This window comes from Streptomyces sp. NPDC004667 (genome assembly GCF_040609475.1).
Lineage (GTDB): Bacteria > Actinomycetota > Actinomycetes > Streptomycetales > Streptomycetaceae > Streptomyces.
On sequence record NZ_JBEXKC010000022.1, the window covers coordinates 80,350 to 97,261 of the forward strand.

Below are 16,912 nucleotides of genomic sequence, written 5' to 3' on the forward strand. Positions count from 1 at the left end.
CGTATGCGTGCGTGCACGGTCACTGACTGCTGGTCACGATGACGAGGAGGGCTCAGGAGACGAGGTCGTAGAGCAGCTTGGACGCGGCTCCGGCGGCCTTCTCCACGGTGCGGACGACCGGCTTGGCCACGGCGGTGGCGGCCTTCCCGCCGCCGCGGGTGACCAGCCCCAGTGCGGCGCGACCGGCGGATGACACGAACTCACCGCTGGTGAAGCCGTATTCGATGCCGCTGGCGATGACGCTGACCCCGGCGGCCACCACCGAGACGCCGAGGCAGATCGCGGCGATGCTGCCGAGAACGGGCGCGGCGGGGAAGAACACGCAGGAGACGGCGAATCCCGCTGCCAGGAGCCCGGCGGCCGTGCTCACCTTGTCGGCGGTGTCAGCCCACCACTTGGCGTCGTTCCACCATTCGTCCTTGCCGGGCTGGCTTCCCTTGGGGTTGACCGTGTCGTTGTTCGTCGTGTCGGAGGGGTTGCGGTTGGCGTCGCGGTCCTTCTGCGCCTGCTCGGCAGCCACACGCGCGGCTTCCCGCACCTCGGCCGTCCGCTTGTCCGCGGCGGTCTGGCGTGCCTCGGCGGCGGCGTTGGCGGCGCTCTTGGCGTCCCTGCCGGCGGCGAGCTCGGCCTGGTGGGCGTTGGCGGCGGAGGTCTGGGCACTGTACGAGGAGGCCAGGGCGCTGCGGGCCGCGTCGACGGCGCGGTTCGCCGAGTAGTTGGCCGCGCGGGAGGCGCTCTGGGCGGTGGCGGCGGCGTCCTTGGCCTTGTTCGCAGATGCCTGGGCGTCGGCGGCGGACTTGTCCGCCGCGTCGGCGTGCTGGCGGGCCTTGTCCGCGAAGCCCTGGGCCTGGTTCGCCGAATCGATCGCCTTCTGGGCCCACTCCTGAGCCTGCTGGCCGGCGTCCCGGGCCACTGCCGCGACCTGGGAGGCGAGGGCCGCGTCCTTCTGGGCCTCCTGGGCGATTTTGGCCGCCGCGGCGATGCTCGCCTGCATGGCGGCGGCGTGACTGAGCGAGTCGTAGTCGAGCTGGGCCGCACGGTGCTGGACGGCTTCCACGAAGTTGCGGCGCATGTACGCGGGGCCCGACATGGCGACCTCCGCGTAGGCCTTGGAGTACGCGTCACCATTGGCCATGACCTTCATGGTCCTGACGGCGTCGTCCTCTTCGACGGCCTTGGGCAGGTCCTCGTCGAAGAACTTCTGGAGGGCCTCCGGCGTGTCCTTGTTGAGCGCGTCGTTGGCGGCCTTGACGACGGCGTTGCCGGGCTTCGAGTTCAGGATCTTCAGGATGTTGACCCTGTTGTCCTCGGCACGCGACTTGATGACACCGCCGGTGTTGAAATCACCCTCCGCGGGGATGCCGCCCGAGAGGGCCTGGAACGCCGCCTTGGCGACGGCCGGCTCGGAGACCTGAGCGATGAAGAGGATGGTCTCGCGGTCGTCCTGGGACTGTGCGAGCTGCCGCTCCAGGTCGATCCAGGAGTGGACGTCGTAGTCGGACCCGGCGAGTGCGAAACGGGCGGCCGCACGGGTCCACGTGCCGCTGGAGTTGATCAGCGCGACGGCTGCCTGGCGGCCGAGGGCGGCGGCAGCGGTCAGGTCGTCGTTCGCGAGGGCCTGCTCCGCCTTGGCTATCAGCTCCTTGGTGGCCTGGGCGGTCCGCTGTGCCTGAGTGCGCTTGTTCAGGTTGGCCGCGCGTTCGCTCTTGTCCAGCAGGGCGAGCTGCGCGGCCTCCTTCATGCCTTGCAGCTTGTCGGTCGCCAGCGCGGCGGCTTCGGCGTCCCGGGCGTTCTTCTCCACGAGGATCGCGTCCGCGACGGCCTGGGTCGCGAGGTTGGCGGCCTTGACCGCCTCGTCCGCGTAGGCGGTGGACCTGTTCGCGAAGTCGATGGCCTGACCCGCGTACGCGACCGCTTCCTCGGCGGCGTCCGCAGCCTTCTCGGCATGCCCGGCCGCGGACTTGGCAGCGCTGTTGGCGGTACGCGCGGATCTTGCGGCGGTCGAGGCCAGCGCCTGTGCCGTGGAGGCTGCGTTGGTCGCCTGGTTGGCGGCGCTGGAAGCGATCTCGGCCTGGCGCTTGGCCTCGGCCGCCTCGCCCTGGGCGGCGCCGGAGGCCTCGGCCGCCTGGGCGGAGGCCCTGGCGGCGGCAGCCGCGTCGCGTGCCGCGTCGGCGGCCGCGAGGCCGGCGTTCGCGGACTGTTCGGACGCGACGGCCGCGTCATCGGCCGCCTTGGCCGCGGAGTTGGCCTTCGCGGCGGCGTCGCGGGCGGCGACGGCCGCGTCCTTCGCCTCGCTCGTCTTCGACGCGTCCTTCGACGCGGCGATCGCGGCGTTGTAGGCGCGCGTGGCGGCCGATCCGGCGGCGGCGGCCGCCTGTGAGGCGGCCGTCGCCGCCCAGGAAGCGCGCTGCGATGCCTGGACCGCGGCGGACGAGGCGTTGATGGCCGTACGGGCGGCGGAAGCCGCGCCGCTCGCGGCGGTGGCGGCCTGCTGAGCGGCCTCGGCGGACCGGCGCACGTCGTCCCTGGCCTTCTCGGCTTCGGCTGCGGCCTTCTCGGCTGATTCCTTGGCCTTGCTCGCGGCCGCTGTCGCGCGTGCCGAGGCCTCGACTGCCAGATCGGTCTGCTCCCGCGCACGCGCGCTCTCGCGCTCGACGATGGCGAGCAACTGCCCGATGGTGGCGGCCTCCTGGTCCCGGGCCCGCGCGATGTGCTGCCCGGTGTCGAGGTACCACTGCACGTCGTCGGCCGTCCCGCTCAGGGCGCGGTTGGCGTACTTCTTGAGCTCCGGGCCCGCTGTGGCGAGGCTGCGGGCGATCTCGACCCGCGCGTCCTCCAGCCGGGCCTTGAACTGGCCGGTGAGCAGGAACTGCTCCATCGCCGCGTCCGTGCCGGCGTTCAGCGCGGTGTTTCCCTCCCGCTTGATGCTCTTGCCGCCGTTGGCCATGACGCTGAGGGTGGCGACCCGCATGTCCTCGGTCACCGATGCGCGGAAACCGTCCTTGACGTACGCGGATATCGCGTCGTCGCCGCCGTTCAGGGCGGAGGTCACGTCCCTTCGGATGCTCTTGCCCCCGTATCCGAGGTAGGTGACCGCGGCCACCCGGTTGTCGATCCGCGTCGCCCTCGGCAATTGCTCGGCGAGGAAGGCCGTGATCTCCTGATCGGTGCCGCCGAGAGCGTAGGCGGCCGCCTCCCTGACCGAACGGCCGCCCAGAATCCACGCCTTGACGACCTTGGCCCGGTCCGTATCCGGAAGCGCCGGCGCGTCGCCGTCCGGGGCGGCGGCGCGGGGCGCCGCACGGACCGGAGTCGTCCATAACAGCGGGGTCGAGACAGCTGCCATGCCCGCTGCCAAGGCGGTCGCGAAGCGGCGCCGGCTCCAAAAAGTTTCCTGCACGGAATAACCTCTCTGATCAGCGATTTCCCCAGGCCGGGAAGGAAACCCGCCCGGGTTTTCCGACTGGCGGAGATGATCCGACCATATGCAGCACGCGCGCGCCCTGAACACAGCTGGCCGGAACCCAACCGACGATAAAGTGGAAAGATGTCCGGATCTCGACCACGGATTTTCGAAAAATCGCCACAACCATTCAATCGAGTGGCGCAAGTCACACCTACGGTGAGGGAGGATGTGCCAGTCTGGGGATCTTTATCCCGTTGGCTGGAAGGTGTTCGTCCTGGTTTCTTGTAGAGGATCGTCGACTGCCGGAAGGAGGCGTGGAATTTCACGTGTGCGCGCCTTTGGTCATTGCTTTTCCCTCGCGGCCCGCGGTCGCGCGGTCGCGAACGACCTGAGTCGACATGGGGGGCGAACGTGAAGGCATGCAATACGGCCCTGCGGACCGTCGGCGCGACGCTGGGCGCCGGAGCTCCGGTCCGGGTCGCGCGATCGGGGACGGCTCCTGCCTGAACGCCGACAAGATCCTTGCCGAGGGGAAGATCGAGCCGAAGAGCGGGAACGGCCGCATGGTCCTCGCTGAATGCGCGGGCGCCCCGGAACTCGTGGAGGCCTTCTCCCGCGCGAATTGGAAGGTCTAGTTCCGGGTCGCCGGGGACGAGGGATGCCCCGGTCTGGAGATTCCGGCCGTTTTCGATGGTCAAGGAAAATGATCACGCGGCGCAGGTCGAGATCTCGGCCGGTGCCGAGCGGAAGACCTTCACCGTCGGAAAGAACACCGGGACGGCCGCCGGGGAGGCCGCGGACGACCAGGGATGCGATTCCATGCTCCTGGAGATCAGGCCGTCGAAGTGGCGGGCGCCCGGAAATCGCCGCCTTTCCGGCTCCGAAGGAAGATCGTGCCTGGAATTCGTCCCCGCCCCGCACGATCGACCACACCTCTCGTCGCGGTCGCCACCATCACGGCCGGGTCTGCGGCCGGGTCTACGGCCGCGACCGCGGTCAACGCGTCTTTCCGGTGAACAGGTCGAAGGGCTCATGGATCCAGCGCGGTGCAGTCGTCTCTCGCTGGCGTGGCTTCACGTGAAGGCCGCACAGTGGAGAGGCGGGGCCGCTGCCCGGCCCGCCGTCCGGGCGGACCGGACCCGCCAGGTCGGCTGCACGGTCGCAACGCGAGGGCGGGGGGTGATCGCGAGGCGATTGCATAAAAGTGCAGGCCTACGTATAGTCATGCCATCGAGGAGGAGGTCCGATGGTGGTACGTGTAGCGGTGGCCGGAGCGAGCGGGTACGCGGGCGGTGAGGTCCTGCGCCTGCTGCTCTCGCACCCCGAGGTCGAGATCGGCACGCTGACCGGCCACTCCAACGCCGGACAGCTCCTCGGCGGCCTGCAGCCCCACCTCGTCCCCCTCGCCGGGCGGACCCTGGAGGCCACCACGCCGGAGGCCCTCGCGGGCCACGATGTCGTGTTCCTCGCCCTGCCCCACGGGCAGTCCGCGGCCGTCGCCGCCCAGCTGGGCGACGACGTGCTCGTCATCGACATGGGCGCCGACCACCGGCTCAAGGACTCCGCCGACTGGGACCGCTTCTACGGCGCCCCGCACGCCGGGACCTGGCCGTACGGCCTGCCCGAGCTGCCCGGGCACCGCACCGCGCTGGCCGGCGCCAAGCGGATCGCCGTCCCCGGCTGCTTCCCCACCGCCGTCTCGCTCGCGCTCTACCCCGCCTACGCGGCGGGGCTCGCGGAGCCCGAGGCCGTGATCGTCGCCGCCACCGGCACCTCCGGCGCCGGCAAGGCCCTCAAGCCGCACCTGCTCGGCTCCGAGGTGATGGGCACCGTGACCCCGTACGGGGTCGGCGGCATCCACCGGCACACCCCGGAGATGGTGCAGAACCTCTCGCCGTTCGCCGGGGAGCGGGTGTCCGTCTCCTTCACCGCGAACCTCGTCCCCATGCCGCGCGGCATCCTCGCCACCTGCTCGGCGAAGGCCCTCCCCGGCACCACCGCGGAGTCCCTGCGCGCGGCGTACGAGAAGGCGTACGCGGACGAGGTCTTCGTCCGGCTGCTCCCCGAGGGCGTGTGGCCGACCACCAAGTCCGTGTACGGATCCAACGCCGTCCACCTCCAGGTCGCCCACGACGAGTCCGCCGGCCGGATCATCGCGATCAGCGCCATCGACAACCTGACCAAGGGCACCGCCGGCGGCGCGGTGCAGAGCATGAACATCGCGCTCGGGCTCCCCGAGACGCTGGGTCTTTCCACGATTGGAGTCGCGCCGTGAGCGTTACGGCTGCACAGGGGTTCACGGCGGCGGGCATCGCCGCCGGGATCAAGGCGAACGGCAATCCCGACCTGGCCCTCGTGGTCAACGACGGGCCGCGTCTGGCCGCCGCGGGCGTGTTCACCTCCAACCGGGTCAAGGCCGCGCCCGTCCTGTGGTCCGAGCAGGTCCTGCGCGGCGGTGCCGTCAGCGCCGTCGTCCTGAACTCCGGCGGCGCCAACGCCTGCACCGGCCCCCGGGGCTTCCAGGACACCCACGCGACCGCCGAGAAGGTGGCCACCGCCCTGGGCGGCGGGCACAACGCCGGGGAGATCGCCGTCGCGTCCACCGGCCTGATCGGCGTCCTGCTCCCCATGGACAAGCTGCTGCCGGGCATCGACACCGCCGCGGCCGCCCTCACCGCCGACGGCGGCGAGGCCGCGGCCATCGCCATCAAGACCACCGACACCGTGCACAAGACGGCCACCGTCACGCAGGGCGGCTGGACCGTCGGCGGCATGGCCAAGGGTGCCGGCATGCTCGCCCCGGGCCTGGCCACCATGCTCGTCGTCCTCACCACCGACGCCGACCTGGACAGCGCCACCCTCGACCGGGCGCTGCGCGCCGCCACCCGGACCACCTTCGACCGGGTCGACTCCGACGGGTGCATGTCCACCAACGACACCGTGCTGCTGCTGGCCTCCGGGGCCTCGGGCGAGGTCCCGGCGTACGAGGAGTTCGCCGAGGCCGTACGGACCGTCTGCGACGACCTCGCGCGCCAGCTCATCGGCGACGCCGAGGGCGCCAGCAAGGACATCCGCATCGAGGTCATCGGCGCGCTCACCGAGGACGACGCCGTCGAGGTCGGGCGCTCCATCGCCCGCAACAACCTCCTCAAGTGCGCCATCCACGGGGAGGACCCCAACTGGGGCCGGGTGCTCGCCGCCATCGGCACCACCAAGGCCTCCTTCGACCCCGACCGGCTGAACGTCGCCATCAACGACGTGTGGGTCTGCAAGAACGGCTCCGTGGGCGAGGACCGCGACCTGGTCTCCATGAAGGACCGGGAGGTCCGCATCACCGCCGACCTGGCCAACGGCGGCGAGTCCGCCGTGATCTGGGGCAACGACCTGACCGCCGAGTACGTCCACGAGAACAGCGCGTACAGCTCATGAGCACGGCGAGGAGGCACACCGCGCTGCCCAAGGCCGAGATCCTCATCGAGGCCCTGCCGTGGCTCACCCGGCACAACGGCAAGATCGTCGTCATCAAGTTCGGCGGCAACGCCATGATCGACGAGGACCTGAAGGCCGCCTTCGCCCAGGACGTGGTCTTCCTGCGCCAGGCCGGCCTCAAGCCGGTCGTCGTCCACGGCGGCGGCCCGCAGATCAACGCCCAGCTGGACAAGCAGGGCCTGGTCAGCGAGTTCAAGGCCGGTCTGCGGGTCACCACCCCCGAGGCCATGGACGTCGTCCGGATGGTCCTGGCCGGCCAGGTCCAGCGCGAGCTCGTCGGGCTGCTCAACCAGCACGGGCCGCTCGCCGTCGGCATGACCGGCGAGGACGCGCACACCATCACCGCGACCAAGCACAGCCCCGAGATCGAGGGCGAGCTCGTGGACATCGGCCGGGTCGGCGAGATCACCGCCATCGACACCGGCGCGATCGAGGCGCTGCTGGCGGACGGCCGGATCCCGGTCATCTCCTCCATCGCGCGCAGCGCCGACGACCACCACGTGTACAACGTCAACGCCGACACGGCCGCCGCGGCGCTCGCCGCCGCGCTGGGCGCCGAGACGCTGATGGTCCTCACCGATGTGGAGGGCCTCTACGCGGACTGGCCCAACAGCGACGAGGTCATCAGCCGGCTCACCGTCAGCGAGCTGGAGAAACTGCTGCCGGAGCTGTCCAGCGGCATGGTCCCCAAGATGGAGGGCTGCCTGCACGCGGTGCGCGGCGGGGTCGGCACGGCCCGCGTGATCGACGGACGGGTCCAGCACTCGATCCTGCTGGAGATCTTCACCGACGAGGGCATCGGCACCATGGTCGTGCCCGACGCCCAGGGAGGGGCACGGACATGACGGGCAACCAGGACTACGCCACCCGCTGGCAGCATGCGCTGACCAACAACTACGGCACCCCGCCGCTGGCCCTCGTACGGGGCGAGGGCGCCCAGGTCTGGGACGCGGACGGCAAGCAGTACACCGACTACGTCGGCGGGATCGCGGTCAACGCCCTCGGCCACGCCCACCCGGCGATCGTCGAGGCCGTCACCGCCCAGATCTCCACCCTCGGCCACGTCTCCAACCTCTACGCCTCCGAGCCCGTCATCGCGCTCGGAGAGCGGCTGCTCCAGCTCTTCGGCCGCGAGGGCCGGGTTTTCTTCTGCAACTCCGGGGCCGAGGCGGTCGAGGCGGCCTTCAAGATCGGCCGGCTGACCGGGCGGACCCACATGGTCGCCACCGACGGCGGCTTCCACGGCCGGACCATGGGGGCCCTCGCGCTCACCGGCCAGCCGAAGAAGCAGGCCCCCTTCCTGCCCCTGCCGGGCGAGGTCACCCACGTCCCGTACGGCGACGCGGAGGCCCTGCGGGCCGCCGTCACCGAGGAGACGGCGATCGTCGTCATCGAGCCGGTCCAGGGCGAGAACGGGGTCGTCGTCCCGCCCGCCGGGTACCTCACCGCCGCCCGCGAGATCACCCGCGCGACCGGCACCCTGCTGGTCCTCGACGAGGTGCAGACCGGCATCGGCCGCTGCGGCCAGTGGTTCGAGCACCAGGCCCACGAGGGCGTCGAACCCGACCTCGTCACGCTCGCGAAGGGGCTCGGCGGCGGTCTCCCGATCGGCGCGGTGGCCGCTTTCGGCCCGGCGGCCGAGCTGCTCCAGCCCGGCCAGCACGGCACCACCTTCGGCGGCAACCCGGTCGCCTGCGCGGCCGGCCTCGCGGTGATCGACACCATCGCCGCCGACGGCCTGCTCGACCGGGTCAAGGCGCGGGGGGAACGGCTGCGCTCCGGAATTGAATCCTCCGGTCATCCCCTGGTCTCCCACGTCCGCGGGTCCGGCCTTCTGCTGGGTATCGTGCTGACGGAGCCGCTCGCGCCGAAGGCGCAGCTCGCGGCTCAGGAAGCCGGATTCCTGGTCAACGCGCCCGCCCCCGACGTCGTACGGCTGATGCCCCCGTTCGTCATCACCGAGGCCGAGGTCGACGCGTTCGTCCGGGCGCTGCCCGGCATCCTCGACGAAGCGGGACGATCCGGAGAATGAGACGACGATGAGCCAGGCGCAGGAACCCGAGCACGGGGGTGGGCCGTCCGTCCCGCAGACGCGCACCGCCCGCCACCGCCGGATCGTGGACATCCTCAACCGGCAGCCGGTCCGCTCCCAGAGCCAGCTGGCCAAACTGCTCGCCGACGACGGGCTGAGCGTCACCCAGGCGACGCTCTCCCGCGACCTCGACGAGCTGGGCGCGGTCAAGATCCGCAACACCGGGGGCGAGCTGATCTACGCGGTCCCCAGCGAGGGCGGCTTCCGCACCCCGCAGGCCCCGCTCGGCGAGTCCGCGAAGGAGGAGCGCATGCGGCGCCTCTCCGGCGAACTGCTGATCTCGGCGGAGGCCTCCGCGAACCTCGTGGTCCTGCGCACCCCGCCGGGCGCGGCCCAGTTCCTCGCCTCGGCGATCGACCAGGCCGAACTCCAGGCCATCCTCGGCACCATCGCGGGCGACGACACCCTGATGCTGATCAGCCGCGACCCGGCGGGCGGCCAGGCCCTGGCCGACCACCTCCTGCGCCTGGCGCAGAAGGAGGGCTAGGCCCAGGCCCGGCCGGGGCGGCTAGTACCGGGTCACGGCGAGGGCGCCGGACCCGGTGCCGATCGCGATGTGGGGGTGGCGGCGGGGGTCCGCCCAGCGCAGCAGGGCGCGCATCTCGCGGGCCGGCACGGAGACGCAGCCGGCGGTGGCGCCCTTGCCGTTCACGTGCAGGAAGATGCCCGCGCCCCGGCCGCGCACGGGCCGGTCGTAGTTGAAGGCGATGACCAGCGCGTGCGCGTACTGCGTCCGGTACGTGATCAGGTGCTCCGCCTCGCCGGGCGCGCAGTCGGCGGGCAGCGGCTCGGCCCAGCGGTTGTAGGCGGCGGAGGCGTTGTCCTGGCACCACCAGGAGCGGTCCGTCACCCGCCGGTAGCGGTACGCCGTTCCGGCCGGGGCGTGCGCGGTGCCGAAGGCGTACGGCAGCTCGAACAGGCCCGTCGGGGTGGTGTCCGTGCCCTGGATCCGGCTCCCGCCCTCGGTCAGGCCGTTCGAGCCGAAGCGGGCGGGCGCGCTGCCCGCCTCGAACCAGTGGCCCGCGCGCCGGTCCCACCAGGTGAGCCGGCCCGTCGTGGATCCTGGCGCGGGCGCGACGGCGGTGATCAGCTGGCTGCCGCCGCCGGTGTCGGCGAGGCGGGCGGGCAGCGGGTCCGGGCCGTACGGGAAGAGCCCGGCGAGGATCAGCGAGCCCGTGAGCAGAGCGGTACGCAACACACGTCAGACGGTAAGGGCCCACCGGGGCCGGGGCGGCGCAGGCAGGCCGACGGGACCCGTTCGGGCGTGTTCCCGTGAGCGGATCAGCGGATCAGCGGACGACGGCCCCGGGGGGAAGCGCGAGCGCTCTGCGGATCCGGTCCAGGACCCAGCCGCTGAACAGGTCCGCGCACCGGTCCAGCAGGCCTGCGACCTCCGGGTCCCGCAGCGGCAGACCCGCCTGCCCGCGCGGGGACATCAGGGTGTTCTGGATCCGCTGCCCGGCGATGCGGCGCAGCGCCGGGTCACGGTCCGTCAGCAGCTCCACGGACGCCCGCAGCCCGGTGACCCCGCCCCGCGCGTGCAGCACCCGGTACGCGGCCCGGCGGGTGTGCGCGGGCCGGCCGGGCGCGATCAGTTCGAGGAGCGGCCCCACGGGCAGCCCCTCGGCCGATCCGCACAGACCCAGGGAGGCCTGACGGGCCACGGCCGGTGACGGGTCGTCGAGCAGCGGGCGCAGCAGGGCCGGATCGGTACCGTCCAGCAGGCGCAGCCCCGCGAGGGCCTCGGCCCGGACCGCGTCCAGCGGGTGGCCCACCAGGGACCGCAGCAGCGGTACGTCCCCCCGCCCGGCGCACTCGGCGAAGCCGGTCACCGCGTACCGGACGACGCGCTCCGGGTCGGCGAGCAGCGCGCGGCAGCGGGCGTACGGGTCGCCCCCGTCCTGGCGGACGAGCCAGCGGGCGCAGGCCCGGACCAGGCCCGACCGGTCGGCGAGGTACCGGTCCGCCTCCGCGGAGCGGCCGGCCCGGCGCAGGCAGGTGACCCCGGCGGCCCGCACCATCGGGATCCGGGCGCCGAGCAGGGCGTCCACCGCCCCGCCGTCGGGGCCCCCGGCCGCCATGGCCGCGAGGGCGGCGTCCGCCCAGAGCCGGGCGGTCGCGGGATCCGTCTCGGCGGCGGCCCGCCGCGCCGCGTCCCGCGGGTCCGGCTCCGCGCGGCGCAGGCTGAGCCGGGCGGCGAACCGGCGGGTGAGCGGGTCCGCGTCCCCGCACAGGCCGGGAAGTACGGACGGCTCCGCGTGCAGCGCGGCCTCGAAGCGCTCCAGCGCCCACGCGCCCTGCCCGCGGCGGCCCAGCCGCAGTACGAGGGGCGTCAGCGCGCGCAGCGTGCCCGGAGGATCGGCGGCCAGTGCCTGCTCCAGCAGCTCCCGGGCCCGTACCCGTACGGCCGGGACCCAGTCGGCGGTCCGGACGGCGATCAGCGGCAGCGGTGCGTCGGCCGCCCTGAGGGCGGCCTGCCGGATCCAGCCGTCGGGGTGGCAGAGGCGGACCCCGATCCGGGCGTCGCCGGGCGCGTCCCGGGGGTGGCGGTGCAGGAGGCGCACGGTCCGGTCGAACTCCGTCCAGTCCCCGGGCCGGGCGAAGGCGAGCTCCGCCGTTGACCCGGTGCCCTTCCCGTTGACCAGTGCTTCGGCGGCGGCCCGCCCGGGGCGCGTCCCCGGCCCCGCACCCGGCTGTGTCCCGGTGACCGTTCCCGTACTCATTCGCGGACCCCTCCCTCGCGGTGTCGGCCCTGATCGTAGGCCTGGGCCGGATGGGCCGCCTTCGAATATTCCCGCAGCTCGGACGCCCTCGGCGCCGGGTGGCCGGGCTCGTGATTGACGAAACATACGGAGTAATGCATAGTTATGCCAATCAGTGACCGCATCGTGCCGGAGATCGCCGCCCGGCGCGACCAGGCCTGAGCCCGGTCGTTCACACAGGCGGCGCCACGCGCCGCCGGGACGGCCTCCCCGTGACCTCCGCGGCGGGGAGGCCCTCGTACATCCACCCCATGAGGAGCAGCAGTGAGCAGCAACAACGGTGACGTCCGGCTCTGGGGCGGCCGGTTCGCCGACGGGCCCTCCGAGGCCCTCGCGAAGCTGTCCGCCTCGGTCCACTTCGACTGGCGCCTGGCGCCCTACGACATCGCCGGCTCGCGCGCCCACGCCCGCGTGCTCGCCAAGGCGGGTCTGCTCACGGCCGAGGAACTCGACCGCATGATCGACGGGCTGGACCGGCTGGAGGCCGACGTGGCCGACGGCTCCTTCGTCGGCACCATCGCCGACGAGGACGTCCACACGGCCCTGGAACGGGGTCTGCTGGAGCGGCTCGGCGCCGAACTCGGAGGCAAGCTGCGGGCCGGCCGCTCGCGCAACGACCAGGTGGCCACCCTCTTCCGGATGTACCTGCGCGACCACGCGCGGACCATCGGCGGCCTGATCGCCGACCTCCAGGACGCCCTGGTCGGCCTGGCCGAGGCGCACGCGGACGTGGCGATGCCGGGCCGGACCCACCTCCAGCACGCGCAGCCGGTGCTGTTCGCGCACCACGTACTGGCCCACGTGCAGTCCCTGTCCCGGGACGCCGAGCGGCTGCGGCAGTGGGACACCCGGACCGCGGTCTCCCCGTACGGCTCGGGCGCCCTGGCCGGCTCCTCCCTCGGCCTGGACCCGGAGCAGGTGGCCGCGGACCTGGGCTTCGAGCGGGGTTCGGTCGGCAACTCGATCGACGGGACGGCCTCCCGCGACTTCGTCGCCGAGTTCGCCTTCGTCACCGCGATGATCGGGATCAACCTGTCCCGGATCGCGGAGGAGATCATCCTGTGGAACACGAAGGAGTTCTCCTTCGTCACCCTCCACGACGCCTTCTCCACCGGCTCGTCGATCATGCCGCAGAAGAAGAACCCGGACATCGCGGAGCTGGCGCGCGGCAAGTCGGGCCGCCTCATCGGCAACCTGACCGGCCTGCTCGCCACGCTCAAGGCCCTGCCGCTCGCCTACAACCGGGACCTCCAGGAGGACAAGGAGCCCGTCTTCGACTCCTGCGACACCCTCGAGGTGCTGCTGCCGGCCTTCACCGGGATGATGGCGACGCTCACCGTCAACCGGGAGCGGATGGAGGAGCTGGCGCCGGCGGGCTTCTCCCTCGCCACCGACATCGCGGAGTGGCTGGTCAAGCAGGGCGTGCCCTTCCGGGTGGCGCACGAGGTGGCCGGCGAGTGCGTCAAGGTCTGCGAGGCCGAGGGCATCGAGCTCGACGAGCTCACCGACGACCAGTTCGTGAAGATCTCGGAGCACCTGACTCCCGAGGTCCGCACCGTCCTCAACGTCAAGGGCGCCCTGGCCTCCCGCAACGGCCGCGGCGGCACCGCCCCGTCCGCGGTCGCGGTCCAGCTCACCGAGCTCAAGGCCGACCTGGTCATCCAGCACGCCTGGGCGATCCACAAGCAGTAGTCCCGGCCGTGCCCGCGGGGGCGGGGGAGCCGGCCGGTTCCCCCGCCCCCGCGGTGTCGCGGGGATCAGCAGACGACGTTGACCGAGAACGGCCGGTCGCTGTCGACGGCGGCGGTGCCGCCCGAGGACGGCGTGGCCGTGCGGATGAAGAGGGTGTTCCCGTTCACCTGGCCGACCAGGATGGACGAGCTGCCCGGCCCGGGGTCGTTCCCGCCGTTGGTGTTGATGGTGCCCAGCAGGGCGCACCCGTTGAGGCTGCCGGACGTGGTGATGTTGTAGCGGCCGATGCCGAACTTGTTGATCCCGGTGATGCCCTGCCCGCCCAGGACCTGCCCGTTCGCGGCGACCCTGGCCCAGGCGGTGGTGACCGCCGCGGCCTGCGCGGACCGGCGCGGTTCGGCCGACGCCGAGGACACGGCGACCGCGCCGCCGATGGTGAGGGCCGTCACCGCGGCCCCGAGGGCCAGCTTCCTGGATCCGTTCATGGTTCTCTCCCTGCCGAAGAAATGGATCGGTGCGGGTGGCCCACCCCGGGTGAGGGCTCACCGGGGAGGACTCTCCACCCTCTCCGGCCGGCGGCAGAAGGCCTCACGGCGACAGTCACTCCAAATGATCAAGCCCGCCCCGCGTGCGTACGCTCGCTCGACGGGCTAGACGTGCCGGGTGCCCGTTGACGGGCCGCATGGTCGCACTCGGTCACGGGTAGGGGCGGTCGAATCACCGTCGGTTGCCGTCGCTCGCCGTCGGGCGCCGTCGGGCGCGGGCGGGGCCCAGTCCGCCAGCAGCTCGAAGTCGCTGCCGACCAGGCCGATCCGCGGGTCGATGCGGAGCAGCAGGGCTCGTGCCGGGTGGCGCTGGTCGACGTACTCGTGGTCCAGGGCCGTGATGTCGTCGTCGATCCAGGCGAAGGGGCGCGCGCCCGCGTACTCCAGGAGGTACTGGGTCTTCCAGAAGGTCCCGCGCGGCGCCCGGCCGTGCATCACCGGCCAGTCGACGAAGGGCAGCCGGGGCAGTCCCAGGTGCGGGCCTATCCAGTCGTTCGCCTCGTCCTTCCAGGTCGTGGCCCAGACGAGCTCGTAGCGGTCCGCGAGTGCGAGCAGCCGCGCTCCGTGGGCCGGATTCAGCCATACCCGCAGCGGCTTCGCGCTCTCCGCCTCCCGCCAGCCCGTCGGTCGCATCCGGTGGGTGGCGTACCCCTCCGGGCGGCGCTGGGCCTTGGCGGCGTAGGGGTTCAGGGGGCCGTCGACGTCGATCAGCAGCAGGGGCTTCATGTCCTCAGCCTTCCTCTCCGGCTGCCGGATCGGCAGCCCGTTTTCCGATTCAATGAGACACTGACGTCTCATTAGGGGTATGCTTGTCTCATGCCCATGGATCGTGACCAGGTGCTCCGCGACGCGGCCGCCCTGCTTTCCCGCAAGTCGACCGCCACGATGGACGAGGTCGCCCGCGCCGCCGGAATCGGCCGCGCGACCCTGCACCGGCACTTCGCCGGGCGCGACGCCCTCGTGCGGGCCCTGGAGGAACTCGGCATCCGCGAGTTCGAGGTGGCCTTCGACAACGCCCGCCTCGACGAGGGCACGGCGGTGGAGGCGCTCAAGCGGCTCGTCGCCCAGGCGGAGCCGAACGCCGAACTGCTGGCCTTCCTCGTCACCGAGAACCAGCTCTTCGAGGGCGACCAGGTCAACCAGGGCTGGGCCCGCCTCGACGCCCGGGTCGGCGCGCTCTTCCGGCGCGGCCAGCAGGAGGGCGACATCCGGATCGACCTGAGTCCCGCCTGGCTCACCGAGGCCCTCTACGGCCTCATCGGCACCTGCGCCTGGGCCGTGATGGACGGCCGGGTCGCCGCCAAGGACTTCCAGTACATGATCACCGAGCTGCTGCTCGGTGGCGCACGACGGAGCGTGGAGCAATGAGCCGTACCGAACAGCTGAACCGGCAGACGGAGGTGGAGGGGCAGAGCCGCGGGCGGTGGCTGGCACTCTCCGTGCTCGTCCTGGCCGTGCTGCTGGTCGCGGTGGACGCCACCGTACTCGGTCTCGCCACCCCCTCCCTCAGCGAGGACCTCAAGCCGTCCGGCACCCAGCTGCTGTGGATCGGCGACATCTACTCCTTCGTCATCGCCGGTCTGCTCGTCTCCATGGGCTCCCTCGGCGACCGCATAGGCCGCAAGAAGCTGCTGCTCGCCGGCGCCACGGCCTTCGGCGCCGTCTCCGTCCTCAACGCGTACGCGAGCAGCCCCGAGATGATGATCGTGGCCCGCGCCCTGCTCGGCGTGGCCGGCGCGACCCTGATGCCGTCCACCCTCGCGCTGATCCGCAACATCTTCCAGGACCCCCGCGAGCGCAGCCTCGCCATCGGCATCTGGGGCGCCACCGCCTCGGCCGGCGCGGCCGTCGGGCCGGTCGTCGGCGGAGTCCTGCTCCAGCACTTCTGGTGGGGCTCGGTGTTCCTCATCAACCTCCCCGTGATGATCGCCCTGGTCCTCGTCGGCATCAAGCTGCTGCCCGAGTCCAAGAACCCGGTCGCCGGCCCCTGGGACCTGGTCAGCGTCGCCCTGTCCCTCATCGGCGTCATCGGCGTGGTCTACGCCGTCAAGGACGTCGCCACCCACGGCCTGACCTGGGGCGTCTGGGCCGCCGCCGTCATCGGCGGAGCCTGCCTGTACGCGTTCGTGCGGCGCCAGTTCAGCCTGCCGTCGCCGCTGCTCGACATGCGGCTCTTCCGGCACCGCGGCTTCTCCGGCGCGGTCCTCGCCGACCTGCTCACCGTGTTCGGGCTCTCCGGACTGGTCTTCTTCCTCTCCCAGTTCCTCCAGCTCGTGCAGGGCCGCGACCCGCTGGAGGCCGGACTGGCCGAACTGCCCGCCGCCATCGGCGCGGTGGCCACCGGCCTGGTCGCGGGCCGCTACGCCCGCCGGTACTCCGTACGCGTCATCGTCACCGGCGGCCTCGCCGCGATAGGCCTGGCCCTGGGCGCCCTCACGGTGCTCCACAAGGAGACCGGCTACCCGCTGCTCGGCGCGGCCCTGCTCGTCGTCGGCCTCGGTGCGGGCTTCTCCTTCACCGTCACCGCCGACGTGATCCTCTCCAGCGTCCCCAAGGAGCAGGCCGGTTCCGCCTCGGCCGTCTCCGAGACCGCGTACGAACTCGGCGCCGCCCTCGGCATCGCCCTGCTCGGCTCCGTGGTGACCGGCGTCTACCAGTCCTTCACCGCCCCCGCCTCCGTGCCCGCCCCGCTGGCCGGCGCGGCGCACGAATCCCTCGGCGGGGCCGTGGAGGCCGCCAAGGCCCTCGACCCGCAGACGGGCGCGCAGATGGTCGACGCCGCCCAGGACGCCTTCGTGGACGGGCTGCGGCTCGCCTCGGGCGTCGGCGCGGCCGTCCTGCTCGCCACCGCCGCTGCCGCCTGGTTCCTGCTCAGGGGCCAGGAGCTGCAGGACGGCGTCGAGCACTGACGTTCCGCCAGGGGGTG

13 protein-coding genes and 1 pseudogene are annotated in these 16,912 nt (G+C 72.3%); 9 read left to right on the plus strand and 5 right to left on the minus strand.

The window, feature by feature from the left end; translation table 11 throughout:
- Positions 1-52: 52 nt before the first annotated feature.
- Entirely contained in the window at positions 53-3,346 is a 3,294-nt protein-coding gene (locus ABZW32_RS15450; protein WP_356215686.1) for a hypothetical protein, read from the minus strand.
- 479 nt (positions 3,347-3,825) lie between these two features.
- Between ABZW32_RS15450 and ABZW32_RS15455 the strand changes: the two genes are divergently transcribed.
- From ABZW32_RS15455 to ABZW32_RS15480, 6 genes are all read left to right on the plus strand, one after another.
- Positions 3,826-4,041 carry a hypothetical protein gene (locus tag ABZW32_RS15455; RefSeq protein ID WP_356215688.1) on the plus strand — a complete coding sequence of 72 codons (216 nt, stop codon included), beginning with the start codon at positions 3,826-3,828 and terminating at the stop codon, positions 4,039-4,041.
- A gap of 611 nt (positions 4,042-4,652) precedes the next feature.
- Positions 4,653-5,681 (plus strand): N-acetyl-gamma-glutamyl-phosphate reductase, encoded by a 1,029-nt coding sequence (gene argC, locus ABZW32_RS15460; protein WP_356215690.1) that lies wholly within the window; start codon positions 4,653-4,655, stop codon positions 5,679-5,681.
- Positions 5,678-6,835 carry a bifunctional glutamate N-acetyltransferase/amino-acid acetyltransferase ArgJ gene (argJ, locus tag ABZW32_RS15465; RefSeq protein ID WP_356215692.1) on the plus strand — a complete coding sequence of 386 codons (1,158 nt, stop codon included), beginning with the start codon at positions 5,678-5,680 and terminating at the stop codon, positions 6,833-6,835. The genes argC and argJ overlap by 4 nt, the downstream gene beginning before the upstream one ends.
- On the plus strand, positions 6,832-7,740 hold the full coding sequence (gene argB / locus ABZW32_RS15470) for an acetylglutamate kinase (protein ID WP_266838065.1): 909 nt from the start codon (positions 6,832-6,834) through the stop codon (positions 7,738-7,740). The genes argJ and argB overlap by 4 nt, the downstream gene beginning before the upstream one ends.
- Positions 7,737-8,927: an acetylornithine transaminase gene (locus ABZW32_RS15475; RefSeq protein ID WP_356215694.1), complete on the plus strand. Its 1,191-nt coding sequence runs from the start codon at positions 7,737-7,739 to the stop codon at positions 8,925-8,927. Before argB ends, ABZW32_RS15475 begins: the two co-directional genes overlap by 4 nt.
- A gap of 7 nt (positions 8,928-8,934) precedes the next feature.
- On the plus strand, positions 8,935-9,474 hold the full coding sequence (locus ABZW32_RS15480) for an arginine repressor (protein ID WP_030233768.1): 540 nt from the start codon (positions 8,935-8,937) through the stop codon (positions 9,472-9,474).
- A 21-nt stretch (positions 9,475-9,495) separates the two neighbouring features.
- Here ABZW32_RS15480 and ABZW32_RS15485 read toward each other — a convergent pair whose 3' ends face one another.
- Positions 9,496-10,182, minus strand: a complete 687-nt coding sequence (locus tag ABZW32_RS15485) for a L,D-transpeptidase family protein (protein WP_356215736.1) — start codon at positions 10,180-10,182, stop codon at positions 9,496-9,498.
- Positions 10,183-10,276: 94 nt separating this feature from the next.
- Entirely contained in the window at positions 10,277-11,710 is a 1,434-nt protein-coding gene (locus ABZW32_RS15490; protein WP_356215696.1) for a hypothetical protein, read from the minus strand.
- 303 nt (positions 11,711-12,013) lie between these two features.
- Between ABZW32_RS15490 and argH the strand changes: the two genes are divergently transcribed.
- Positions 12,014-13,441, plus strand: a complete 1,428-nt coding sequence (gene argH, locus ABZW32_RS15495; RefSeq protein ID WP_356215698.1) for an argininosuccinate lyase — start codon at positions 12,014-12,016, stop codon at positions 13,439-13,441.
- Positions 13,442-13,506: 65 nt separating this feature from the next.
- On the opposite strand, the gene ABZW32_RS15500 is transcribed toward argH, so the two are convergent.
- Together ABZW32_RS15500 and ABZW32_RS15505 are read right to left on the minus strand one after the other, a co-directional pair.
- On the minus strand, positions 13,507-13,926 hold the full coding sequence (locus ABZW32_RS15500; RefSeq protein WP_356215699.1) for a hypothetical protein: 420 nt from the start codon (positions 13,924-13,926) through the stop codon (positions 13,507-13,509).
- A gap of 282 nt (positions 13,927-14,208) precedes the next feature.
- Positions 14,209-14,712, minus strand: a pseudogene (locus tag ABZW32_RS15505) (HAD domain-containing protein); the annotation flags it as partial.
- A gap of 90 nt (positions 14,713-14,802) precedes the next feature.
- Here ABZW32_RS15505 and ABZW32_RS15510 point away from each other — a divergent pair.
- Both ABZW32_RS15510 and ABZW32_RS15515 read left to right on the plus strand, forming a co-directional pair.
- Positions 14,803-15,354 carry a helix-turn-helix domain-containing protein gene (locus ABZW32_RS15510; RefSeq protein ID WP_356215701.1) on the plus strand — a complete coding sequence of 184 codons (552 nt, stop codon included), beginning with the start codon at positions 14,803-14,805 and terminating at the stop codon, positions 15,352-15,354.
- On the plus strand, positions 15,351-16,895 hold the full coding sequence (locus ABZW32_RS15515; RefSeq protein WP_356215703.1) for an MFS transporter: 1,545 nt from the start codon (positions 15,351-15,353) through the stop codon (positions 16,893-16,895). The genes ABZW32_RS15510 and ABZW32_RS15515 overlap by 4 nt, the downstream gene beginning before the upstream one ends.
- Positions 16,896-16,912: the final 17 nt, after the last annotated feature.